We start from the raw sequence: 24,150 nt of genomic DNA, 5'->3' as shown, positions 1-24,150 counted from the left end.
TCATGTCCAAAAAAGCGTTTTTTCTGGGAACTTTGACGGGCGCGATCACGGGGGCGGTAACGGCGTTGCTGTTCGCTCCGAAATCCGGCCGCGAGCTGCGCGGGGACATTGCCGATACGGCGCAAAAGGTAGGAGAAAAAACGGCGGACATCGGCCGCCAAGCCGGATCCGCGGTGCAATCGCTGGCGCAGCGCACGTCGGGCTTCGTGAAAGACCTTCGTTCGCGCGGCCAATCGTCTTTGCCTGCCGCTAACGCGGAAGTCGCCGCGACCGAAGAACTCGCCGGCGAAGAAGCAGAAGCCGCCGAGTACGTCGCTTCCGACGACGAAGTCGCCGTTAGATAACGGCAAGACGAACGGAACAAAGCGATCGCCGCCCGCTCCCGCAGGGCGGCGATCGCTTTGTTTTATCCGTCCCCGACGCCTGGGCGCCAATCCCGGGAAGCCTTGACGGGCAAGGGTTTCCCGACACGCTTGTGGTACCTTTTGCTTCGGGCGCTCATAAGTTATGTTGATACGACTTCAACAACTATGAGGAAAGCGGTGTTTCCGTTGCAACAAGCGATCGCAGTCCTGGACTCCGGAGTGGGAGGGCTGACCGTCGTGAAAGAAGTGATGCGACAGCTGCCCCGAGAGAAAATCTTGTATTTCGGCGACACCGCGCGCGCCCCCTACGGTTCCAGATCCCCGGAGGAAGTCATCGCATTCACCCGCGAAATCGTCGATTACCTCATTCAGTTTCAACCGAAAATGATCGTGATCGCATGCAACACGGCGACGGCGGTCGCGCTCGACGACATCAGGAGCCGGGCGGCCATGCCGGTCGTCGGCGTGATCAGCCCGGGAGCGCGAGCCGCGATCGGCAAGACGAGAACGGGCGTTATCGGCGTCATCGGAACGGAAGGGACGATCAAGAGCGGCGCCTACGATGCGGCTCTGAGAAGACTGTCTCCCCGGATCGAAATCGTTAGCAAAGCTTGTCCGGCTTTCGTTCCTCTCGTGGAAGCCGGCAACTTTCGCTCTCACGAAACGACCCGCATCGTCTCCGAAGCGCTTCGGCCGTTGCGCGGCTTTCCGATGGATTGCCTGATTCTCGGTTGCACGCACTATCCGTTTCTCGCGGAGGACATATCGGAAGCGATCGGGGGCGATGTCGCCCTGATCAATTCCGCCGAAGAGACGGCTCGCGAGATCAGTACGGTGCTGCAGCAACAGAACAATCTCGCCGGCCGCGACGATATTCCCTTCCATCAATTTCTTTGCAGCGGCGATCCCCGGAAGTTCAGGGATATCGCGCTCGAATGGTTAGGAGAACATATCCGTCTCACGCCTGTCGTCTGGCAAGTTCCGAGTATCGGCGTATGATCCTCGCACGAAGGCGTATATTCCGAATGACGAACGGGTTCGTTGCCTAGCGGCGCGGACTCGTTTTCGATCGCGGCGGTCCGATTATCCGATCGGCACGGCGGTCGGTCGCGCGTTCTACGAGCCGCGGAAAGGTCATATAGCATTATAGCCCGATAACGGGGCGAAAGGAGAGCGATGCGACGAATGAACGAGCTGGATTGGGTAACCAAGGGGACCGACGGCTTCGAAGACGAGCTTAAGCGGCTCGAGAAAGCTTATTCTTTCGTAACGACCGGCACGATCGGCAACAGCGCGACCGGTAAACCGATTTCCTTCGCGAGAATCGGAACGGGGCCGTTCCGTTGGCATTTCAACGGAGCGTGCCACGCGAACGAATGGATTACGACGCCGCTGCTGACGAGGTTCGTCGTGGAATACGCCGAGGCCATATCCGGCAAAAAGACTTTCTGGGGCAAGTCGTCGGAGGACTTATTGGCCCGGAACAGCTTGTTCGTTGTGCCGATGCTCAATCCGGACGGCGTCGCGCTCGCCCGGCATGGACTGACTGACGATCATCCTTTCTCGGAAGGACTGTACCAGTGGAATAGAGGCTCGAATCGATTCCATCGCTGGAAGGCGAATGCTCGCGGCGTCGACCTGAATGACCAATTTCCGGCGTATTGGGAGGAGGAAGCATCCCGACGCGGCGTTACTTCTCCGTGCGCCCGGGATTACGGGGGACTCGGGCCGTTGTCGGAGCCCGAAGCGGCCGCGCTGGTCGCCTTCACCGAGCGCAACGACTTTCACGCAGTCATCGCCCTGCATACCCAAGGGGAAGAAATATACTGGAACTACCGGGGCGCGGAGCCGCCGGAATCTCGGGTTTGGGCCGAACGGATGGCTCTGGCTGCCGGCTATCGCGCGGTTTATTTGGAAGGCAGCGACGCGGGATACAAGGACTGGTTCATTCACCGGTTCGGAAGGCCCGGCTTTACGGTAGAGGCGGGCTGGGGACGCAATCCGCTGCCGACGGACGGTTTCGAGGAACTGTACGACGATATCGCCAGGTTGCTGGCGGAAGCTTTGGACTGCTCGCCGGCCGCTACCGGGCGGCGTTGATTGTCGGAGCGGAAAAGGGTACGCTAAAGAAAAGGCGATGAAATGCCGGCGGGAGGCGCACGGAATGGGACGCATATCATGGATCGCGCTGTGGAAGCGAATACCGGGACGAGTCTGGCGGATTTTGAAGTCGGACCGCGTCCCTCTAAGGGACAAGCTCCTCTTTATCGTACCGGTCGGCTTGTATTGGTTGTTTCCCGACCTGATGCCGTTCATGCCGATCGACGATGCGCTAGTCACCGCGATCGCCGCGGGCTGGTTCGCCCGAGCGATGGAGCGCAAGCACGGTTTGGGTAGTCCGGACGGTAAAAGCGGTGTTGCGCGATAGAGAGCGTTTCATTACAATGAGAACGAGAACTTAACGGGAGTGAACGACGCTATGCAATGCAAAATTACCCGCAACGCGGCGAGGGTGCTGCGCCTTGAATTGGACAAGCCGGAGAATGCCGATCTGAAATTGAAGGTGTTCATTACGCACAGCCACGGAGATCATGCCCACTACGGCATGGACTTGGCCAAGCCGACGGACAAAGACGAAGTCGTCTCGACGGACAAAGACATCGACGTGATTTTGACCAAAGGAGAAGCTCTTCTCGACGGCGTCAAAATCGATTATTTGTATTTACCGAAAGAAGGCTTCGTGATTACGAATCCGAGCAAGGGCAATCATGGAGACCACTGAAGACTTCGAACTGCAAGCGCCGGCTAACGACATTAGAGTCTGCGACAAGTGCAAGCACATGCGGATGAAGACGATGTTGCCTAAATTGCGGAAAATAGCGCCGGAAGCGGAAGTCAAAGTCGCGTGTAAATCTTATTGCGGCCCCTGCGCGAAGTATGCGTTCATCTTCATCAACGGCAGGTACGTGACGGCGCCGACGGAAGACGAAGCGATCGAGAAGGCGAGCAAGTACGTCAAATAATCTCGCCAATAGAAAACAGCCACTTCAAATTGAAGAGGCTGTTTTTCGTTGGTTGCGCCGCTTATTGTTCGTCCTTACGCATCGAAGGAATCAGGTCGTGCTCGATGACGCGGTCCGATACGTTCAAATCGATCTTCGCGGACTCCGCTCCCGCCGCGCAAGCCGAGGCGTCCGTCTTCTCGGCGCCTCCGTCCGGGGAGAGGCTATAACAGGTACCGTTGGCGATGATGCCGTCGCTGCTCGGCACGAAGTAGACGCTGCCGTCGGTGAAGCCGCCGTTGCGGAAGACGACCGATTTCTTTGCCTGGGATAACATGCTCACGCCCATCAACCGATAAGGATCGGCCGAGATCCCGAGAAGATGCATGATCGTCGGCGTCGTATCGATCTGTCCGACCGCTTTGTCCACGACGCCCGCGTGCCCGTCGCCGGGCAAGTGAATGAGGAAAGGAACCTGCCTGGCGATCCGGTCTTTGTCGATGTCCGATACCGGATGGCCGAACAGCGTCTCGTATTGCGTCCAGTCGTACACGGAATTATCGTGGTCGCCGTAGATCATCAGTATCGTATCGTCCCAGAGGTTCTCTTCCTTCAAGTCGGCGATCAGTTCGCCGATCGCCGAGTCGACGTAATGGGCGGCTTGCACGTAGTCGCCGAGAATCTTGCCTTGCAGCTCGCCGACCTTCAGCTCTTGGTCCGAATAAGGAAGCTTGAAAGGGTGATGGCTGGATAGCGAGATCGCCATCGCGTAGAAAGGGAAGTTATCCCTCATCTTCAACTGTTCGACCGTCTGTCGGAAGAAGGAACGGTCTCCGAGCGACCAGCCTACCGGTTCGTCGATTTCGTAATCCTTGATCGTGTAGAACCGGTCATAATCCATGTTGTGGTACATGTTGTTGCGGTTCCAGAAGCTTCCGTCGTAAGCGTGATAAACGGTCGCGTCGTAGCCTTGGTCATGCAGGATCGTAGGCGCGCAATCGAATTCGTTGCCCGCGAACCGGATGAATACCGATCCGGTCGGCAACGGATGCATCGAACAGCTCGTTCCGAAATCCGCGTCCGACGTTCGTCCTTGGGCCGTCTGGTGATAGAAGTTCGGGAAATAGACGCTTTCACCGATCAACTTGTTCAGGTTCGGCGTAATTTCCTCTCCGCCGATCGATTGGCCGATGACGAATTGCTGGAACGCCTCGGCTTGAACGACCAATACGTTCTTTCCTTTATATTCGCCGAATAAAGGCTCGCTTTCCATCTGCTTCTGCAGCTTTTTACGATCCTCGAACCAGCTTTTCGCCTCGTCGATCTTTTCTTGTGGCAATTCGTCCCCGAACCAATGCTCTTTCGCGTATCGGAACGCGTCATAGCCGTGGAAGCCGAGCAGTCCGGTTACGTTGTAGATCGGAATGTTCCACCAGTTGCCGACGAACAAGCCGCGCGCCCAGCCGTTCTTCTGTTCTTCGACCGGATAATAGATAAGCGCCCAGCCGACGACGAACGCGAGCGTAGCCGGAACGAATTTGCGCCACCACGTCTTGGGACCACGGACTTGAACGCGCGCGATTCCGGCGTTTTTCTTCTTCGCGGACGAATGGCTCCAGAACACCCAGACGACGAGCGCGATCGCGACGGGAATGTCGGCGAACAAGAACCAATCTCCTTGCTCGGTCAAGCTCCAGATGCTCGCTTGAAGCTCTCCGACTTGCCCGGCTTGAAGAAGGACGGGAACGGAAATGAAGTCTTTGAAATAGCGGAAATAAATAAGATCGGAGAACATGAGGAACGACAGGGCGAGATCGAGGATTGCCAGAGCGAGCGCCCTTGCCCTGGTGCCGAGAAAGATCGTCCAGAAGGAGGCGAGCATGGCGGCCCCGATATTGACGTACCATTTCCATTGATTCATGCCGCCGACGTTGAATTGATGGTCCAGTTGATTGAGCTTGTAGGCGATCGATACGACAAGCAGCGCGATGCTCCACACCGGCAATAAACGCAATGCCCATACGATCCACGAGAAGGCTTTGCGGGCTCCTTCGCCCAATTGCGCGTACATGATCGTGACTTCCTTTCTTTTCGGCTCCCATGAAGCGTTAACGCCGATTGGACAAATGATGTTGACAATGTAAACAAAAATTAGTATAGCTCGATTCCGAAGCACTTACAAATGCTTATGGTAAAATGAAAAGATCATGAAAACGGGGGAGTGCCATCATGGCGAACGACGCGAACGCCGCGGAACGGTATTTCGAAGAACTATACGACAAAGACGAAGATCTCTTGCGGGTGGAGGGAAGCATTAAGGAAGCGGGAATGCCCGAAATATCGGTAGCGTCCGGCTACGGCCGCTTGCTGACGCTGCTCGTCTCCGCGACGGGCGCGAAGTCCGCGCTCGAGATCGGCGCGCTCGGCGGTTACAGCGGCATATGCTTGGCGAGGGGGTTGCCTGAGGGCGGCAAGCTCGTCTCGCTCGAGCTCAAGCAGTCTTATGCCGATTTGGCCGCGGCGAACTTGGCTGAAGCGGGCTACGGAAATACGGCGCATTATATAGTAGGAGATGCTTCGGAAAGCCTGAACAAGCTCATGGCGGAAGGGGAGAAATTCGACTTCTTCTTCATCGATGCGGACAAGGAAAACTACCCCCGTTATTTGGAGACTTGCATCGCCTTGGCGAACGATGGAGCGATCGTCGCGGCGGACAATACGTTGCTGAGAGGGCGGACCCTCGACGAGGTGAAGCAAGGACCTTCAGTCGTCGCGGTCCGACAATTTAATGCAATGATCGCGAAGGACAAAAGACTGCAAGGCGTCCATTTACCCGCATACGACGGACTGGCCATCGCGAGAATTCGTTCACTGCAAGTGAACGGTTGGTAAAAACGGGAACATGCGTTTCCGTTTTTACTTATGTATACGGGTGACGGGAGAGTTTTATTAAATTTAGTTAGGATTGTACTAATTATTTAACCAATCACCAATTAAATTACCCTTTTTATGTAAAATATATGAACGTAATTTCAAAATAAATTTTACAGTTTGACATTTCAATCAAGAGGGGCGAATGTTTATACGGCCGAATTGATTTTTAAACAATAAAGTAAGCGTTTTCTGTCATCTTATAGTCATATTAGGTAACGTTACATGTCACTATATATAACACTTACATAAACTGGCATTGCAGAATCCGAACGTTAATAGTAGTATTTCTTTTGTTCCAGCTAATGATTAACTTCGAGTAAGCTAAAAACGCTTTGACGGGGAAAATTGTCGGATCGGAACGAAGAAGATGCCGGCCATTCGGTAGCTTCGGGCATCATGCGAATGCATAGGAAATATGCGGAGCTGAAATGCTAGTCAGTAAAAAAACGGGGAGGCAACAAAATGAAATTGAAGAAGGTATTGACGACTGCCATGGCAGTCACGCTCGCAGGCTCGCTGCTCGCTGCTTGCGGCAACAACAATGAAAACAAGAACGCAGAACCATCCGGCTCCGCGTCCCCATCCGCGTCGGCAACGTCCAGCGCTGGCACGGGCAGCAAGCAAGAATTGGTTATGAACTACCGCGCGGATCCTCCGGCACTGGACGTATCGATCGCGGAAAGCGCCGCGTCGTTCACGATCCTCGGAGCGGTCAGCGAAGGCTTGTACCGCTTGGACAAAGACATGAACCCGCAACCGGCTCTTGCAGCTGAAATGCCGCAAATCTCGGCAGACGGATTGACTTATACGATCAAATTGCGTCCAGGTCTACAATGGGCGAACGGCGAGCCTTTAACCGCCAAAGATTTCGTCTATTCCTACCAAAGAGCGCTTGATCCGGCTACGAAAGCTACTTACGCTTTTATCATGACATGGGTCAAAGGCGGCCAAGCCGTTCAAGACGCGAAAACGCCTGAAGAACTGAAAGCGGCGAAAGATGCTCTCGGCGTTAAGGCGATCGACGACACGACGCTCGAAATCACGCTCGACCAACCGCGCGCTTACTTCACGGCTCAGCTCGCGTTCTTGACCTACTACCCGCAAAACGAGAAATTCGTATCCGCTCAAGGCGACAAATCCGGCGCGGATGCGGACAAAGTATTGGGCGCAGGTCCGTTCGTCTTGACGAAATGGGATCACGAGCAAACGCTCGTTCTCGAGAAAAACCCGAAATACTGGGATGCCGCGAACGTGAAGCTCGACAAAGTCACGTTGAACATCGTTAAAGATACCGGCACGGGCCTCAACCTGTACGAATCCGACAAAACGGATTTTGCCGACATCAAAGGCGACCAAATGAAAGCTTACGAAGGCAAATCCGAATTGCACCGTAAGAGCGAGCTCGTTACGGGGTACCTGAACTTCCAACAAACGAAAGTTCCTGCTTTCGCCAACGCGAAAGTCCGTCAAGCGATGAGCATGGCGATCGACCGCGCGGGTCTCGTCAACGTCGTTCTGAAAAACGGTTCCGTACCGGCGACCGGTTATGTACCGAACGGCAACAGCGACGGCAACGGCCAAGAATTCCGCGCATCCGCAGGCGACACGGAAGTGGCGTTCGACGCAACGAAAGCGAAAGAATTGCTTGCCGCAGGCTTGAAAGAAGTCGGCATCGCGTCCCTGCCTAAGCTTTCCGTCATGGGCGACGACACCGAAACCGGCAAAAAACTGCTCGAGTTCCTCGTTTCCCAATGGAAAACGAACCTGGGCGTTGACGTATCTACCGAGCCGTTGCCTCACGCAACGCGTCTTGAAAAAGAACTCGGCAAAGACTACACGATCGTATCCACGTTGTGGGGAGCGGACTACAACGACCCTATGACTTGGCTCGACATGTATATCTCGGGCACGCCGTTCAACACGCAAGACTGGAAGAACGAAGAGTACGACAAACTCGTTAAATCGGCTCAAAAGAACCTCGACAACGCAGCGCGCGCCGAAGAGCTGAAAAAAGCCGAGAAAATCCTCATGGACGAAGCAGCGGTATTCCCATTGTACTTCCGTTCTTCTCCGTTCCTGATCAAGGACAAAGTGGACGGCTTGATCTTGCCTCCATACGGTCCGGACTTCGAACTGAAATGGACTTCGTTGAAATAATCCGAAACATCGGATCGTAAAGCGATAACCGATCAGATCAAGTAACAATCCATGAAAGAGGCCGTTGACAGAACGGCTTCTTTCATGCTGATTGCAGGGCATAGGAAAATTATTCATTCCTTGAAAGGAGGATTCATCGTGCTGAATTACGTGCTGCGCCGTTTCATCTACATGATCATCACGCTTTGGGTCATTATTACGGCCACCTTTTTCCTCATGAAATTGCTGCCCGGAAATCCTTTCGGTGAAATGGCTGCGAAAATGCCTCCCGAGAATCTGGCAATCTTGAAGGCGCAGTATGGGTTGGACAAGCCAGAGTGGCAGCAATATTTGAAGTATTTGGGTAACGTCGCGCAAGGCGACTTGGGCGTGTCTTATCAATTCCCTACGCGCACGGTCGTGGAAGTCATCAGACAGTCGTTCCCGGCATCTCTCGAGCTCGGGATCGAATCCCTCGTTCTTTCCGTCATCGTCGGCTTGACGCTCGGCATCATCGCCGCGCTGAAACACGGCAAATGGCAAGACTATTCGTCAATGATCATCGCGCTTATCGGTATTTCGGTACCGTCTTTCGTCGTCGCTCCGCTTTTGTCTTTGTACGTCGGCAATAAATGGGGTATTCTTCCTCCGGGCTTGTGGGAAGGACCCGAGAACCGCATCTTGCCGGCCATCGCGCTCGCGTTCGGTACCATCGCCATTCTGGCGCGGATGATGCGCGCTTCCATGCTCGAAGTCGCAAGTCTGGATTACATCAAAACGGCTAAGTCCAAAGGTCTTACGACCCGTAAAATCGTTACCGGTCACATGCTTCGCAACGCGATATTGCCCGTCGTTACGATTCTCGGGCCGATCGCGGTCAACGTGATCACGGGGACTCTCGTCGTCGAGAGCGTGTTCGTTATCCCGGGTCTCGGCTACCAGTTCGTCAGCTCCATTACGACGCTCGACTATACGATGATTACCGGGCTTACCATTTTTTACGCTGCGATTCTTATCGTCGTGATGTTCCTAACCGATATTGCATACGGTTTGATCGATCCGCGGATTCGCATGTCGGGGAGGAGGTAAACGATGGAAATCATCTCGAAAGATAAGTTCCAACCGGCTGAGAAAACGACAAGCGCCGACGCCATCGTCCGCCCTTCGCTCACTTACTGGCAGGATGCTTGGAGACGCTTGAAATCCAATAAAATGGCGATGGGCGGCTTGATCGTCCTAATCGTAATGACGATACTTGCAATCGTGGCGCCTTTCGTCAGCAAATTCGATTACGAAACGCAGTATTTGATGGACACCGACCTGAAGCCGTCTTGGACGCATTTCTTCGGCACGGACGACTTCGGTCGCGATCTGTGGACCCGCGTATGGTGGGGCACGCGCATTTCGTTGTTTATCGGCCTAGTCGCGGCTACGCTCGACTTGGTTATCGGCGTGTTGTACGGCGGCATCTCCGCTTTCTTTGGCGGCAAAGTCGATAACATCATGCAACGGATTATCGAAGTCATCTACTCGATTCCATTGCTCCTTCTCGCGATCATCCTGATCGTGTTCTTGGGACCGGGCATTAAATCGATCATCATCGCCTATGCTCTCACGGGTTGGGTCGGCATGGCGCGGCTCGTCCGCGGTCAAATCCTTCTTCTGAAGGAACAGGAATTCGTGCTCGCGGCCAAAACGCTCGGCGCCAAGCCGTGGCGCATTATCCTGCAGCACTTGATCCCGAACGTTATCGGCTTGATCATCGTTCAAATCACGTTCATCGTGCCTACGGCGATCTTCTTCGAATCGTTCCTGAGCTTTATCGGCGTCGGCATCCGTCCTCCGATGGCATCGCTCGGCGTCCTGATCAACGACGGCGCGCACTACATGCGTTACCAGCCGCACCGCATCATTTTCCCGACGATCGTCTTCAGCTTGATTCTATTAAGCTTTAACGTTCTCGGCGACGGCTTGCGCGACGCGCTCGATCCGAAAACAAGAAAATAAGGAGGAGTGCCGAATGGGTAAGCCTATACTTGAAGTCAAAGATTTGCGCGTATCGTTCAAGATGTACGCGGGCGAAGTTCAAGCGGTCCGCGGCGTCTCCTTTACGGTAGAGAAAGGCGAAGTGCTGGCGATCGTCGGCGAATCCGGCTGCGGCAAATCGGTTACCGCCCAAACGATCATGCGTCTCATTCCTTCTCCGCCGAGCGTCATAAAACCGGGCTCGTCGATTTTGTTCGACGGCAAGCACGATATCGCCAAAATGACGGAATCCCAAATGGAGCACGTTCGCGGCAACGACATCGGGATGATTTTCCAGGATCCGATGACGTCGCTGAATCCGACCAAAACGGTCGGCGCGCAAATTTCCGAAGGGATTCTGAAGCATACGAAAGCGACGAAAGCCGAAGCGCTTCAACGTTCCGCGGAGCTGCTCACGCTCGTCGGCATGTCGAACGCGCAAGAGCGCATTTACCAATATCCGCACGAGCTGTCGGGCGGCATGCGCCAACGCGTCATGATCGCGCTGTCGCTCGCTTGCAATCCGAAGCTTCTGATCGCCGACGAACCGACGACGGCGCTCGACGTAACGATTCAAGCCCAAATCATGGACCTGCTTCGCGACATTCAGAAGAAGACGGATACGTCGATCATTCTGATTACCCACGATCTTGGCGTCGTAGCCGAAATGGCTCACAAAATCATCGTCATGTACGCGGGCAAAGTCGTCGAAACGGGCACTTTGAACGATATTTTCTACAATCCGAAACATCCGTACACGTGGGGACTTCTTCGTTCCGTGCCCCGCTTGGACAGCGACAAAAACAGGGAATTGGACTCTATTCCCGGCACGCCTCCGGATTTGTACAAACCGCCGGTCGGATGCGCCTTCGCGGCACGTTGCCCTTACGCGATGCAAATTTGCAAAGAGGTCGATCCCGAGCATTTCGATATCGACGGCAAAGGCCACAGCGCGGCTTGCTGGCTGAATCACCCGGATGCTCCGAAGGTAGAACTGCCGGTCGGAATTGGGAGGGGAGCACATGGATGAACAGAATATTCTTGAAGTCAAAAACCTGCAAAAGCATTTTACGCTGAGCAGCGGCAAAGTGCTTAAAGCGGTCGACGGTCTGAACTTCGCGATCAAGAAAGGCGAAACGTTCGGTCTCGTCGGCGAGTCCGGCTGCGGCAAGTCGACGACGGGCCGCACGATCATCCGTCTGTACGAAGCGACCGGCGGACAAGTCCTGTTCAACGGCGAAGACGTGCAGAAGATGAGCGGCGAGAAGCGCAAGAAATTCAACCGCGACATGCAGATGGTGTTCCAAGATCCTTACGCGTCTTTGAATCCCCGGATGACCGTCGGCAAGATCATCGCCGAAGGCATGGAAATCCACGGCCTGTACAAAGGCAAAGCGAAGAAGGAACGCGTCAGCCAATTGCTTCGCGACGTCGGCCTGAACGAAGAACACGCGGGCCGTTTCCCGCATGAGTTCTCCGGCGGCCAGCGCCAACGGATCGGCATCGCCCGCGCGCTCGCGATCGAGCCGCAGTTCATTATCGCGGACGAACCGATCTCGGCGCTCGACGTATCCGTCCAAGCGCAAGTCGTCAACTTGTTCAAGAAGCTGCAGAAGGACCGCGGCCTGACGTACTTGTTCATCGCGCATGACCTTGCGATGGTCAAGCATATTTCCGATCGCATCGGCGTCATGTACTTGGGCAAGCTCGTCGAGGTGGCGACATCAGACAAGCTGAACGCCAAACCGCTGCATCCGTATACGCAATCGCTCTTGTCAGCGATTCCGATCCCGGATCCGGAATTGCAGAAGCAACGCAAGCGGGTCATTCTGCAGGGCGAAATCCCGAGCCCGCTGAACCCGCCGAGCGGCTGCCCGTTCCGTACGCGCTGCCCGCACGCGATGGATCAGTGCGCGGCGACGATGCCTCCTTTCAAAGAAGTCGAGCCGGGCCACTACGCGGCTTGCCACTTGCTCTAATCGTTCATTGCGAAAGAGCTTTCCCTCGATCGTTCGCGATCGCGGGAAAGCTCTTTTTTAGTTGTTCCCTTTCGCACGGCCGGAGGGAGGGGCATGCTTCTTTTGCCGCCGGTTATTGCTAATGAGCAATAAATCGGCGGAGGGCGGGTTGGTGCGGCTCTAGTTATTGCACATTGGCTATAACGGCGGTTCTTTTGGCTGGTTCGGGCGTATCTGCGGCGGCTTAGCTGCATAAAAGCAATAACTCGAACGACGGAGGGTGCCGACGGCGCATTTAGTTGCTTTAAAGCAATAACCGCCGCGTACCGACATGCAGGGGGCGATTATTGCCCCGGAAATGAGAGGAGTACGCAGCCTCGTTAGCCGGCGGTTTACGTCTTCGGATAAAGCCGCTCTCGTCCGCCGAGATAAGGACGAAGCGCGACTGGGACGTTGATGCTGCCGTCCTCGTCCTGATGGTTCTCGAGCAACGGGATTAAAATCCGAGGGCTGGCGACGGCCGTGTTATTGAGCGTATGGCAGTAACGCAGGTTGCCTTCGGCGTCGCGGTAGCGGATGTTCGAGCGCCTCGCCTGGAAGTCGTGCAAGTTCGACGACGAATGGGTTTCCCCGTAGGCGCCGCGGCTCGGCATCCAAGTCTCGATGTCGTACTGCTTATACGTCTTCTGAGACATGTCTCCCGTGCAGACTGCCATGACGCGGTAAGGCAGCTCCAGCAGCCGCAGCAGCGACTCCGCATGGCCCGTTATCTCGTCCAGCAGCCGGTCGGACAGCTCCGCGTCGGCCTCGCACAGGATGACTTGCTCGACCTTGGCGAATTGATGGACGCGGTACAGGCCTTGCACGTCCCGGCCGGTCGAACCGACTTCGCTGCGGAAGCAGACCGACGCGGAGGCCAGCTTGATCGGCTGCGCGACGTCGATGATCTCGTTCGCGTAATACGAGACGAGCGCCACTTCCGACGTGCCGATCAGCGCCTTGTTCTCGTTCTCGATCCGGTAGATTTGATCTTCTCCCAGAGGGAAGAAGCCGGTATGCTCCATCGCTTCCGGACGCACCATGAGCGGCACGTCCAGGGGCTCGAATCCGGCTTCCACAAGCCGATCCAACGCGAGCTGCTGTACGGCCCGATGGAGCAAGGCGCCGTCGCCCGTTAAATAGTAGTTGCGAGTCCCGGCAGCCTTGACGCCTCTAGCGATATCGAACAACCGGTGCAGGTTGCCGAGCTCGACGTGGTCGCGGAAGGGGAAGACGGCTTGCGGCGGCTCTCCGACGCGCCTGATCTCGACGTTGTCATCGTCCGAACGCCCGACCGGCGTATCCGCAGAGACGTCGTTCGGCACGAGCTTCATGAGCCGGACGTAGCTATCTTCCGTCCGCGCCAACTCCGCTTCCTTGACGCGAAGCTCGTCGTTGATGCGGGATACTTCTTCCTTCATCTCGGCGACGCGCAGGAATTGCCCCCGGCTTACGTTCCGGCCGATCAATTGCGACGTCTTGTTTCTCGTCTCCCGCAATTGCTCTACGGCATAGAGCAGCTTGCGCCGGCTCTCGTCGCTTTCGAGCAGCTCCTCCACGGACAGCTCGATCCTTTTCCAACGCGCCACTTCTCGCACCCGTTCGGCATTTTCTCTGATCCATTTGATGTCCAGCATTCCACCGCTCTCCTTTTCATAACCGGATAAAAACGCAAAAAACGCCCTCGTCTTCATGGGACGAGGAGCGTTTACATACTCGCGGTGCCACCCAAATTGACCGAACCAAGCAAACGCGTTTCCGACGTCTTCCGACGTAGGAGAAGCTTTGCTGAGACGATCCAGAAATGATGAACATGAAACATTATCATTCCGAATCGTGGACAAGCCGTCCGATCCTCTTTCGTTCCGCGGTAACGTGCGGATCACGGTTAACTTAGGGAGGGCGCGGTTCGCGGCCCGGCTTGACGAGAACGCCTCCGAGTTGGATGCTCTTCATAGGCATGTTATCGGATATTCGATTTGTTGTAGTATAGCGCATGGCCGGGAAAAGAAGCAAGGGTCGACGCGCGAAAAATATAGGCAGCGGATAGCGATTGACAAGGGACCGGGTATAAGATAAAGTGATTCAAACGATACTGTATACGTTAGCGATGATGGGAAACAGTAGCTTTCGCGATCAGCGTTCCAGAAAGCCGGCGGTCGATGCAAGCCGGTACGCGCGCGAAGGGCGAATTACGTCCCGGAGCATTTTCTTCCGAACCCGCGGCGCCGCGGAAGGGGAAAACGGAAGCCGACCGATATCCGGCGAGAGCGGAGCATGCCACGGGCGTGCTCAACCAGGGTGGTACCGCGATGACTCGTCCCTGTCTTCGGACAGATCGGGTCTTTTTTGCGTCCAGACAGGTCGTATACGGCAAAATCAAAAGGAGAGATTCTTATGGCGAACGGAAACGCGATCGACGTATTGGAAGAGCTGGAATACAGGGGACTGATTCAACAGGTCACGCATCGCGAGGAATTGCAGAAGAAGCTGGACAGCGAGTCGATCAAGCTGTACTGCGGCTTCGACCCGACGGCGGACAGCCTTCATATCGGACACTTGCTTCCGGTGTTGATTCTTCGGCATTTCCAACGTGCGAGCCACAGTCCGATCGCGCTTGTCGGAGGCGGCACGGGGCTGATCGGCGATCCGAGCGGACGGACGACGGAACGGTCGCTCAATTCGGACGATACGGTCGCGGCTTGGACGAATTCGTTGAAAGGGCAGCTGTCGCGTTTTATCGACTTTAGCGAGGCAAGCGGCGCGAAGCTCGTCAGCAACTACGAATGGCTCGGGCCGATGGACATCATCACGTTCCTGCGCGACATCGGCAAGAACTTTACGGTCAACTACATGCTGGCCAAAGATTCCGTCGACTCGCGTCTCGCGAACGGGATCTCGTTCACGGAGTTCAGCTACATGATTTTGCAGTCCTACGATTTCTACAAGCTGCACGCGGATCATGGTTGCTCGCTGCAGATCGGCGGCAGCGACCAATGGGGCAACATTACGGCGGGGCTCGACCTAATCGGTAAAATGGGCGGCGGAGAAGCGTTCGGCTTGACGGTGCCTCTCGTCACGAAGAGCGACGGCAAGAAATTCGGCAAGTCCGAATCCGGCGCCGTCTGGCTCGACCGCAGTAAAACGTCGGTATACGCGTTCTACCAGTTCTGGATCAACACCGACGACAACGACGTCATCAAGTTCCTGAAGTACTTCACGTTCTTGAGCCGCGAACGCATCGCGGAGCTCGAACAAGCGCTCTCCGAGCGTCCGGAGAAAAGGGAAGCGCAACGCGAGCTCGCCCGCGACGTGACGCGGCTCGTGCACGGCGAAGAGGCGCTCGTCAGCGCGGAGAAGATCACGCAGGCGCTGTTCTCCGGCGACGTGACGCAGTTGAGCGAAGACGAGCTCGTCGAAGCGCTCCGCGACATGCCGACGACGGTCGTGACGGGCGAGTCGGAGACTCCGCTGCTCGATCTGCTGATCACGGCGCAAGCGGCTCCGTCCAGGCGCCAAGCGCGCCAGGACATCGAGAGCGGCGCCGTCTACGCGAACGGCGAGCGCCAGACGGCGGTCGACCTCGTCCTGACGCAGGAGCACCGGCTGCACGGCAAATACGTCGTGCTGCGCAGAGGCAAGAAAAATTACTTTCTCGTCAAGTTCGAGTAGGCGGGAAGAAAGAGAAAGCAGGGAACGAAATCGAGCGCGCGCTTCGGCGCCGCGGATTCGTTCCCTGCTTTTTTGAGGTTGGGACATGCTGCCCGTATAACCGCTTAACGCTCGCGGTCAATCCGCCCAAATAAAGTTCTGGCAGACCACTAACGACCTCGATTCCCCTCGATCCGCCCAAATAACGTTCTGGCAGACCACTAACGACCTCGATTCCTCACCGCTAAATGCGGCGAACCGCGCCATTCCGCCGAATTAACGGCGCCCCGTACCGCTATCGAAATTGCTAGCTCAATATTTCCGTGACGCATCGATAGCCCCAGTTCTTCTCGCCCGCAAAGCCTGCGTCGCCCAAGCGCAGGTCGCAAATAGAAGCACGCCCGAGAATACGAACAGCCCCTCGATGCCGATCAAGCCCGACAAGGCGCCGCCGACGACGGGGCCGAGCATGTTGCCGAGGGCGAGCGAGCTGCTATTAAAGCTGAACGATCGGCTGACCATGTCGTCCGGCGTATGCTTGCGTATGAGGGCGTTGACGGTCGGGATCAGCCCGCCCATGAAGCAACCGAGCAGGAAGCGAAACAAGAGCAACTGTCCGACGGAGCCGACGAACGCCTGCGGAATGAACATGACGCCCGCGCCGGCAAGCGAAATAAGCAAAATGCGCGAAGAGCCGATCCGGTCGCTTAGCTTGCCGAGAATCGGCGCGCACACCATGTTGGACAAGCCGGTGACCGAGCCGACGAAACCGGCGTAGAACGCCAAGTTTGCCGCCGTGCCGTGCAGCTTCTCCACGTACAGCGGCATGAGCGGCATTGGGCTGAGCATCGAGAATTGGATGAGGAACGTGATCGTCAACAAGACGGGAAGTTGGCGAATGACGAGCAACTCTCGCAAGCCTTTGATGACGCCCGATTGTTTCTTCAGCGCCGCGGCGGAACGATCGAAGTTCTCGCGGACGAGCAGCCACGAGATCGCGGACGCGAGAAAGAGCAGCGAGCCGGTAATGTAGAAGATCGGCCGAAAGCCGACCGAGTCGGCGAGCAGCCCGCCGAAGAACGGACCGAGAATCGCGCCTGCGGTGCCTCCCGACTGCAGCGTTCCCATCGCGAAGCCGATCCGGTTTTTCGGCGTCGTCGCCGATACGAGCGAGACGGCGGCTGGCGTGTACCCGGCGACGACGCCGTTCAGCATCCGAAGCGCGAGCAAATGCCAAGGCTCCTTCGCGAAGCCCATGAGCGCGGTGATGATCGCCATGCCGAAGCCGGAGCGCAGCAGCATCACTTTCCGACCGTACTTGTCCGCGAGCTTACCCCAAAGGGGTTGGAAAATGAAAGAGGTAACGAAGTTCGCGGCGAAAATCAATCCGGCCCATACGCCGACTTCGCGCTCGTCCGTCAGGCCGAAGTCTTGCTTCAAGTAGAGGGAGAGGAACGGCACGATCATCATCATTCCCGCCATGACCAGGAAGTTGCCGCCCATCAGGACGGTAAGGTTCGTTTTCCATCGTTGCCGTTGCATAGTTGCTCCTTCCGCGATCAAGCGATGTACTCCTATGTTAATCCTAACACGGACAAAGCGATACCCGGCAAGCGGATTGTCAAACTATTGTCATACTAGACGCGCCGGCCGAGGTTGTTCGGGCGCTTCAAAAGGAGCATAATGAAAGCAATGAAAGCCAATCCGTTACATGAATGAGGCTGCGAAAATGATAGACAACGATTTGTTCCTGCGGGCATGCCGCGGAGAAGCGACGGAGCGCGTTCCGGTCTGGTACATGCGCCAAGCCGGACGTTACGACCCGGATTACCGCAAAATCAAAGAAAAATATTCTTTGCTCGAAATATGCAAGCAGCCGGAGCTGGCGGCGGAAGTGACGCTCATGCCGGTGCGCAAGCTAGGCGTAGACGCCGCGATTCTGTATTCCGACATCATGAACCCGGTCGCGTCGATCGGCATCGATTTCGACATCGTCAAGGACGTCGGTCCGGTCATCCATAATCCGGTCCGCAGCGCTCAAGACGTCGAACGGCTGACTCCGATCGAGGTCGAACGCGATTTGCCTCACGTGATAGAGACGATCCGCATGCTGGATCGGGAGCTGAAGGTGCCGCTCATTACGTTCGCCGGAGCGCCGTTTACGCTCGCGAGCTATATTATCGAAGGACGTCCGTCCAAGTCGTATATCCGGACGAAGACGCTTATGTACAGCGAGCCGGAAATTTGGCATATGCTCATGGGCAAGCTGGCCGACATGGCGGCCTCTTATTTGCGCGCGCATATCGCCGCCGGAGCGAAAGCGGTGCAACTGTTCGACAGCTGGGTAGGGGCGCTTGCGCCGCACGATTTCAAGACGTTCGTGCTTCCTCACGTCGAGAGCATTTTCGCGAAGCTAACCGATCTGGACGCTCCTAAAATCTATTTCCCGGGAGTCAGTTCCGGAGAGCTGTTGCCGCACTTGACGGATTTGAAGGCGAACGTCGTCGGCCTAGATTGGCGCGTGTCTCCTTCCGAAGGCCGGAGAAGAACGGGCGGCAAATTCGCGATCCAAGGCAATCTCGATCCTTACGTGCTGACCGCTCCGCAGGAAGTCGTACACGAGCATGCGCGCCGAATTATCGATGAGGGCATGCGGGAGCCCGGCTTTATTTTTAACTTGGGACATGGTTTGTACCCCGAGGCGTCGCTGGAAAAACTAAGGGCATTGACGGACTACGTGCATGAATATAGCGAAAATCGGATCGCGACGGGGGTTCGGGGATGAGTCACATCAAAGCGGGGATGAGCGGGACGGAACGCAAACCGACTGGCGTGCTCGTGATGTCTTACGGAACGCCGGAAAGCCTGGAAGGCGTAGAAGCTTACTATACTCATATTCGCAGAGGACATCCGCCGACGGCGGAGCAGTTGGAAGACTTGACGAGCCGCTACAAGACGATCGTAGGCGGCGTATTCCCGCTGCGCGAGAACACGAATAGGCAAGTCGAGGCGCTTCAGCGCACGCTGGACGGCATCGCGGGCGAAGGCGCTTACGTCTGCTACCAAGGCCTGAAGCATGCGGATCCTTATATCGAGGAAGGCGTGGCGGCGATGGCGGCGGACGGCATCAAGGAAGCGGTCGGCATCGTGCTGACGCCGCAATATTCGGCCATGAGCGTCGGCGGTTACATGAAGCGCGCGCAAGACGAGGCGGAGAAGCAAGGGATCTCGTTCGTCGCGGTCAAGGAATACCACCTGCACCCCGAACTGATCGACGCCTTGAGCAAGAGAGTAGCGGAAGGACTTGCTCGCTTCGATGAAGCGGCCGGTTCGGAATCGCTAGTCTTGTTCAGCGCTCATAGCTTGCCTGCGAAGGTGTTGGAGATGAAGGATCCATACCAGGATCAACTGCTCGCGACGTCGGAGGCGGTCGCCGCGGCCGCAGGCGTGAAAGACTGGCGGTTTACTTGGCAAAGCGCGGGCCAGACGGGCCAGCCATGGTTGGGACCGGACATTCTCGAGACGTTGGAGAAGCTCGCTTCCGAAGGCGTGAAGCGCGTGCTCGTCACGCCGGTCGGCTTCGTGTCCGACCATCTCGAGGTGCTGTACGACATCGATATCGAAGCGCGCAAGTTCGCGGAAGAGCGGGGAGTCCGCTTGGAGCGCATTCGCATGCTGAACGACGATTCGCAATATATGCTGGCGATGGCGGATACCGTCGTCAAGGCCGCGAACGGGAGAATCGGCGAATGACGGCGCTTGGGCCCGTTCGCCGGGTAGCGGTGCTGGGCGGTGGAATTACCGGCCTTAGCGCCGCTTATTATTTGTCGAAGCTGTCGGCGGAACGCGGGGAGAAGCTCGAGGTGACGGTGCTGGAAGGCTCCGATCGGCTCGGAGGAATGGTGAACACGCTTCGCCGGGAAGGATTCGTCATCGAGCGAGGGCCGGACTCGTTCCTCGCCCGCAAGCAACCGATGATCGACTTGGCGCTCGATCTCGGACTCGAAGACGAGCTCGTCGGCACGAATCCGGCCGCGAAGAAGACGTACATCTCGCACGAAGATCGGCTTCTTCCGATGCCGGAAGGCATGACGTTGGGCGTGCCGACCGACCGCGAGAAGTTCATGCGCACCGAGCTCGTCAGCGAGTCGGGAAAGCTTCGTGCTTTCGCGGAAATCGATCTGCCGGCGGGCGAGCTGCCCGCGGACGAGCCGGTCGGTCTCTTCTTGGAGCGTCGCATGGGCCGGGAGATGGTCGAGCGCGTATTCGAACCGCTCTTGGCCGGCATTCATGCCGGCGATCTATACAGTCTCGGGCTTCAAGCGACGTTCCCGCAATTCCGTTCCATGGTGAAGGAGCAAGGAAGCTTGATCGCGGGCACGAGGGAGTCGCAACGCGTTGCCGCGGAGGCGGCGCAGGCGAAAGCGGCGGCCAAGGCGGCCGGCGACGACGCGATCGGACATGCCGGCGGCGCTGGGGAATCGGCGGCTTCCAATCTGCCGGCTTCGGTGTTCATGACGTTCCGCAACGGCTTGTCCAGCGTCATCGAGGCGTTGGAGGAAGCATTGAAGGAAGCGGACTGCGTCATTCGACTCGGCGCGCAAATCGAATCGCTGGAGTTGAACAAGCACACGGTTGAAGGGGAAGGACGATACCGGCTTCGGCTAGAGGATGGGACGACGCTCAGCGCCGACGACGCGATCGTGACGCTTCCGGCTTACGCGGCGGCGGGGCTGCTTGCTCCATATACCGACGTTACGGCCTTGCGCGACATCCGTTACGTGTCCGTAGCGAACGTGGTCATGGGGTACGACGCCGACGGCTTCGACCATGACTTGGACGGATCGGGATTCCTCGTTCCCCGCAAGGAAGGCAGGGCGATTACGGCCAGCACGTGGACGTCGTCGAAATGGCTGCATACCGCGCCGGACGGCAAGCGGCTCGTCCGCTGCTACGTCGGGCGCTCGGGAGACGAAGCGGGCGTGGAATGGAGCGACGAGGCAATTTCGGTTGCCGTGAAACGCGACTTGCGCGAGCTGATGGGACTGACGGCGGAACCGAAGTTCGTAGAGATTACGAGACTAAGGCATTCGATGCCGCAATACCCCGTTGGTCACGGGGAAGCGCTGGCCGCTTTCCGCGCCGGATTGGCGGAACGGCTTCCCGGCGTGCTGGCGACGGGCGCGGCGTTCGGCGGAGTCGGATTGCCCGACTGCGTCGCTCAAGGCAAACAAGCGGCGCAAGCGCTGCTGGCGCGATAAGCCATGACTGCCATCCGCGATTCAGGTTCGCGGGTGGTTTTGTATCCGGGCAAAGGTTGTCACGGAACCTGACATCGGGATAAAATAGACCCATTATGTTTCGAAACGCGACTGAACGGGGAGGCGACGAGATTGAGAGAGGACAGATCCGTCGTTATCCTGGCAGGCGGTCGGGGCCGCCGGATGGGCGGCGCGAACAAAGCGCTTCTTCGGCTCGGAGGCGAGACGTTGCTGGAACGACAGCTACGCGAAGCGGCGAAATGGACGGACGAAGTGATCGTCGTATCGAACGAACCGATCCCCTTACTTCAAGATTTTGGCGTTCGCGTCGTTCCCGACGTCTACCCGGGAGAGGGGCCGCTGGCGGGACTCCATGCGGGATTGTCGGCGACGACGCGCCGTTACGTCTGGGTGCTCGCCTGCGATCAGCCATACCCGAGCGCCGAAGCGGCCGAGTTGTTGCTTCGATGCCTGTCGGAAGCAACGGAAGCACCGGAAGCAACGGAAGCAACGGAGGCCGCGGTGTCTGTCATCGGCGGCAGAGCCCAGCCTCTCCACGCGGTCTATCGGCAAGAAGTCGTAGCCCGGGCGGCAAGCCTGCTCGCGGACGGCGTCCGGCGACTGAACGATCTGTTGTCCGGCATCTCATGGATTCCCGTGACGGAAGAACGATTCGTCCGCAGCGGAATTCCGGCCTCTTTCGCGGAAGATATCGATACCCCCGAGCAATACGAGCGGGAGATGAGGCTTCTCCGCGACGGACGACCAACAAAGGAGCGATAGCGCCTCATGCCATCCCAGACACCCGAACGGCCCGGCCGGTTCCGGCGAACCGCGCTGCAACCGGACGAGGCGCAGCGTATCCTTATCGAGCGCATGTCGCCGCTGCCCGAAGAAAGGGTCCCGTTAGCCGAAGCATGGGGCAGAACGCTTGCCCGAAGTTTGACGGCTCCGCATCCATTCCCTCCGTTTCGCCGGTCTGCCATGGACGGCTACGCGGTGAGAGCCGAGGATTTGCGTCACGCGACGCAGGAAGCGAGGGTCTCGCTGGAAGTCGTCGAATCGCTCCCGGGCGGCGTGGCGCCGACGCGGTCGATCGGACCGGGACAAGCTTCCAGAATCATGACCGGCGGGATGATGCCCGAAGGCGCGGATACGGTCGTCATGCTGGAAATGACCGTATCGCCGGCGACCGAAGACGACGCTCTCCCCGTCGTCACGATCGGGAGAAGCGTTCCGATAGGCGTCAACGTGGCAGACGTCGGCTGCGAGATTCAAGAAGGGGCCGAAGTGCTGCGCGCCGGCCAACGGATCGGAGCGGGCGAGTCCGCCATTCTCGCGTCATGCGGGAACGCCGAGGTCGGCGTGAGACGCCGGCCGCGGGTCGGCATTCTGTCGACCGGCAGCGAACTGCTTGACGTCTCCGAGCCGCTGGAACCCGCCAAGATTCGTAACAGCAACGCCCCCATGCTGGCCGCGATGGTCCGGGAATCGGGGGCGGACCCGGTGATGCTCGGGCAAGTGCCGGACGACGCTCCCGCGGCGCGCGCGTTGATCGACGCGGGACTGCGCGAGTGCGACTTGCTCTTGACGTCGGGAGGCGTATCGGTCGGCGATTACGACGTCATGGTGGACGTGCTGTCTTCGCCGGACGTCGAGCTGTTGTTCAACAAAATCGCGATGCGTCCCGGCAGCCCGACGACGGCCGCCGTCGCGAACGGGAAGACGCTCGTTGCGTTGTCCGGCAACCCCGGCGCTTGTTTCGTCGGCTACCATCTGTTCGTCGCTCCCGCGCTCCGCGTTATGCTCGGACAGACGCCTTACGCCGAGAATCGAAGCTTTCAAGCGTATCTCGGAGCGGAATTTCCGAAGGTAAACGCCTATAGGCGTTATATTAGGGCCGCAACCGATCTGAAAGACGGGACGGTATGGGTGACGCCCACGGGCGACGATAAATCGAGCCTGATGACGACGATCGTGAACGCCGATTGCCTGATCGAAATTCCGCCGTTGAAAGAAGGTTTGGCGAAAGGACATCTCGTTACCGCGTGGAGACTATAGCCGCGCGCCGGTCGCCGGTCGGGACGGAGGGAACCTTCATCATGGACATTATTCAAGTCGTTGGTTTCAAGAACGCGGGCAAGACGACGCTCGTCCGCGAGCTCGTCCGGGCGTTCTCCGGCGAGGGCAGCAAGGTCGGCACGCTGAAGAGCGACCCGCACGACCATGACCCCGAGCCGGTAGGGACGGATACCCGGTTGCACCGGGAAGCGGGCGCATCGGTGACGGCGTTCGCTTCGCCGAGCCGTACGGCTTGGGTGGAAGAGCATCCGACGTCGCTGGAAGACCTCGTCGAAGAGATGGCGAAACGCGGGGTGGACGTTCTGGTCGTCGAAGGCTTCAAGACGGCCCCATATCCGAAAATCGCGCTTATCCGAAGAGAAGAAGACGCGGAGCTGCTAGACTTGCCGAATACGATAGCCATCGCGACACGGGCTCCGCTCCCCCCGATCGAGTCCAGGGCGGAGAGACTCGGGATCGCCCGATTCCATCTTCCGGATACGGAGTCGTTCGGTCCGATTGTGGCGTTCTTGCTTGACAGAACGAGGTCCGATCGTGTAGATTAACGGAAACCTTCATAAGACAAAAGCAATGACCGAGGCCATGAGCTCCGATCCCGTCGTTCCAGAAAAGAAACCCTAGGCTGAGAGGTTTCGCGATCGATTCGGATGACTTCCCCCCTCGCCAGCTGCGACGGTGAACCGTTAGTATCCGTCGC

At 57.5% G+C, this 24,150-nt stretch carries 22 protein-coding genes and 1 other annotated feature; of the genes, 19 read left to right on the top strand and 3 right to left on the bottom strand.

Annotated features, from left to right (window positions below; genetic code table 11):
• Positions 1 to 2 precede the first annotated feature (2 nt).
• From ACFPPD_RS24110 to ACFPPD_RS24085, 6 genes are all read left to right on the top strand, one after another.
• Positions 3 to 344, top strand: a complete 342-nt coding sequence (locus ACFPPD_RS24110; RefSeq protein ID WP_209744111.1) for a YtxH domain-containing protein — start codon at positions 3 to 5, stop codon at positions 342 to 344.
• 207 nt (positions 345 to 551) lie between these two features.
• Complete coding sequence (racE, locus tag ACFPPD_RS24105) at positions 552 to 1,364, top strand: glutamate racemase (protein ID WP_209744391.1); 813 nt, start codon at positions 552 to 554, stop codon at positions 1,362 to 1,364.
• A gap of 186 nt (positions 1,365 to 1,550) precedes the next feature.
• Positions 1,551 to 2,465 carry a M14 family metallopeptidase gene (locus tag ACFPPD_RS24100; protein WP_378083657.1) on the top strand — a complete coding sequence of 305 codons (915 nt, stop codon included), beginning with the start codon at positions 1,551 to 1,553 and terminating at the stop codon, positions 2,463 to 2,465.
• 64 nt (positions 2,466 to 2,529) lie between these two features.
• Positions 2,530 to 2,793, top strand: coding sequence for a hypothetical protein (locus ACFPPD_RS24095; RefSeq protein ID WP_209744105.1), 264 nt, complete (start codon positions 2,530 to 2,532; stop codon positions 2,791 to 2,793).
• Between the two features lie 51 nt (positions 2,794 to 2,844).
• Positions 2,845 to 3,147 carry an iron-sulfur cluster assembly accessory protein gene (locus ACFPPD_RS24090; RefSeq protein ID WP_209744102.1) on the top strand — a complete coding sequence of 101 codons (303 nt, stop codon included), beginning with the start codon at positions 2,845 to 2,847 and terminating at the stop codon, positions 3,145 to 3,147.
• Positions 3,134 to 3,388, top strand: a complete 255-nt coding sequence (locus ACFPPD_RS24085; RefSeq protein ID WP_209744100.1) for a YuzB family protein — start codon at positions 3,134 to 3,136, stop codon at positions 3,386 to 3,388. The genes ACFPPD_RS24090 and ACFPPD_RS24085 overlap by 14 nt, the downstream gene beginning before the upstream one ends.
• A gap of 61 nt (positions 3,389 to 3,449) precedes the next feature.
• On the opposite strand, the gene ACFPPD_RS24080 is transcribed toward ACFPPD_RS24085, so the two are convergent.
• Positions 3,450 to 5,438: an LTA synthase family protein gene (locus ACFPPD_RS24080; RefSeq protein ID WP_209744097.1), complete on the bottom strand. Its 1,989-nt coding sequence runs from the start codon at positions 5,436 to 5,438 to the stop codon at positions 3,450 to 3,452.
• A gap of 158 nt (positions 5,439 to 5,596) precedes the next feature.
• Between ACFPPD_RS24080 and ACFPPD_RS24075 the strand changes: the two genes are divergently transcribed.
• The 6 genes from ACFPPD_RS24075 to ACFPPD_RS24050 all read left to right on the top strand — a co-directional run bounded on the left by ACFPPD_RS24075 (position 5,597) and on the right by ACFPPD_RS24050 (position 12,441).
• The gene (locus ACFPPD_RS24075) at positions 5,597 to 6,259 is read left to right on the top strand and encodes an O-methyltransferase (protein WP_209744094.1); all 663 of its coding nucleotides are present in this window, start codon (positions 5,597 to 5,599) and stop codon (positions 6,257 to 6,259) included.
• 504 nt (positions 6,260 to 6,763) lie between these two features.
• Complete coding sequence (locus ACFPPD_RS24070) at positions 6,764 to 8,458, top strand: peptide ABC transporter substrate-binding protein (protein WP_209744090.1); 1,695 nt, start codon at positions 6,764 to 6,766, stop codon at positions 8,456 to 8,458.
• A gap of 138 nt (positions 8,459 to 8,596) precedes the next feature.
• Positions 8,597 to 9,526 carry an ABC transporter permease gene (locus tag ACFPPD_RS24065; protein ID WP_209744087.1) on the top strand — a complete coding sequence of 310 codons (930 nt, stop codon included), beginning with the start codon at positions 8,597 to 8,599 and terminating at the stop codon, positions 9,524 to 9,526.
• Between the two features lie 3 nt (positions 9,527 to 9,529).
• Positions 9,530 to 10,444, top strand: coding sequence for an ABC transporter permease (locus tag ACFPPD_RS24060; RefSeq protein WP_209744084.1), 915 nt, complete (start codon positions 9,530 to 9,532; stop codon positions 10,442 to 10,444).
• 13 nt (positions 10,445 to 10,457) lie between these two features.
• Positions 10,458 to 11,492, top strand: coding sequence for an ABC transporter ATP-binding protein (locus ACFPPD_RS24055; protein WP_209744081.1), 1,035 nt, complete (start codon positions 10,458 to 10,460; stop codon positions 11,490 to 11,492).
• Entirely contained in the window at positions 11,485 to 12,441 is a 957-nt protein-coding gene (locus ACFPPD_RS24050) for an ABC transporter ATP-binding protein (RefSeq protein WP_209744078.1), read from the top strand. The genes ACFPPD_RS24055 and ACFPPD_RS24050 overlap by 8 nt, the downstream gene beginning before the upstream one ends.
• Before the next feature lie 371 nt (positions 12,442 to 12,812).
• Here the strand turns inward: ACFPPD_RS24050 and serS are convergent, their stop codons facing one another.
• Positions 12,813 to 14,096, bottom strand: coding sequence for a serine--tRNA ligase (gene serS / locus ACFPPD_RS24045; protein ID WP_209744075.1), 1,284 nt, complete (start codon positions 14,094 to 14,096; stop codon positions 12,813 to 12,815).
• A gap of 464 nt (positions 14,097 to 14,560) precedes the next feature.
• Positions 14,561 to 14,787, top strand: a binding site (T-box leader).
• Between the two features lie 87 nt (positions 14,788 to 14,874).
• On the opposite strand from serS, the gene tyrS reads away from it, so the two are divergent.
• Positions 14,875 to 16,131, top strand: coding sequence for a tyrosine--tRNA ligase (tyrS, locus tag ACFPPD_RS24040; RefSeq protein ID WP_209744388.1), 1,257 nt, complete (start codon positions 14,875 to 14,877; stop codon positions 16,129 to 16,131).
• Between the two features lie 291 nt (positions 16,132 to 16,422).
• On the opposite strand, the gene ACFPPD_RS24035 is transcribed toward tyrS, so the two are convergent.
• On the bottom strand, positions 16,423 to 17,652 hold the full coding sequence (locus ACFPPD_RS24035; protein ID WP_209744072.1) for an MFS transporter: 1,230 nt from the start codon (positions 17,650 to 17,652) through the stop codon (positions 16,423 to 16,425).
• Between the two features lie 187 nt (positions 17,653 to 17,839).
• Between ACFPPD_RS24035 and hemE the strand changes: the two genes are divergently transcribed.
• The 6 genes from hemE (at position 17,840) to mobB (ending at position 23,998) form a co-directional block, all read left to right on the top strand.
• A complete protein-coding gene (gene hemE / locus ACFPPD_RS24030; RefSeq protein ID WP_209744069.1) occupies positions 17,840 to 18,895 on the top strand; it encodes a uroporphyrinogen decarboxylase in 1,056 nt (351 codons plus the stop codon).
• Positions 18,892 to 19,863, top strand: a complete 972-nt coding sequence (gene hemH / locus ACFPPD_RS24025; protein ID WP_378083649.1) for a ferrochelatase — start codon at positions 18,892 to 18,894, stop codon at positions 19,861 to 19,863. Before hemE ends, hemH begins: the two co-directional genes overlap by 4 nt.
• On the top strand, positions 19,860 to 21,371 hold the full coding sequence (gene hemG, locus ACFPPD_RS24020) for a protoporphyrinogen oxidase (protein ID WP_209744066.1): 1,512 nt from the start codon (positions 19,860 to 19,862) through the stop codon (positions 21,369 to 21,371). Before hemH ends, hemG begins: the two co-directional genes overlap by 4 nt.
• Before the next feature lie 132 nt (positions 21,372 to 21,503).
• The gene (gene mobA, locus ACFPPD_RS24015) at positions 21,504 to 22,154 is read left to right on the top strand and encodes a molybdenum cofactor guanylyltransferase (RefSeq protein WP_209744063.1); all 651 of its coding nucleotides are present in this window, start codon (positions 21,504 to 21,506) and stop codon (positions 22,152 to 22,154) included.
• Between the two features lie 6 nt (positions 22,155 to 22,160).
• A complete protein-coding gene (locus ACFPPD_RS24010) occupies positions 22,161 to 23,432 on the top strand; it encodes a molybdopterin molybdotransferase MoeA (protein WP_209744060.1) in 1,272 nt (423 codons plus the stop codon).
• 41 nt (positions 23,433 to 23,473) lie between these two features.
• Positions 23,474 to 23,998 carry a molybdopterin-guanine dinucleotide biosynthesis protein B gene (gene mobB / locus ACFPPD_RS24005; RefSeq protein ID WP_209744057.1) on the top strand — a complete coding sequence of 175 codons (525 nt, stop codon included), beginning with the start codon at positions 23,474 to 23,476 and terminating at the stop codon, positions 23,996 to 23,998.
• Positions 23,999 to 24,150: the final 152 nt, after the last annotated feature.

Source organism: Cohnella suwonensis (genome assembly GCF_042655365.1).
GTDB lineage: Bacteria > Bacillota > Bacilli > Paenibacillales > Paenibacillaceae > Cohnella > Cohnella suwonensis.
The sequence above is the reverse complement of the archived record's forward strand: the minus strand, read 5'-3'. Positions and strand labels throughout refer to the sequence as shown.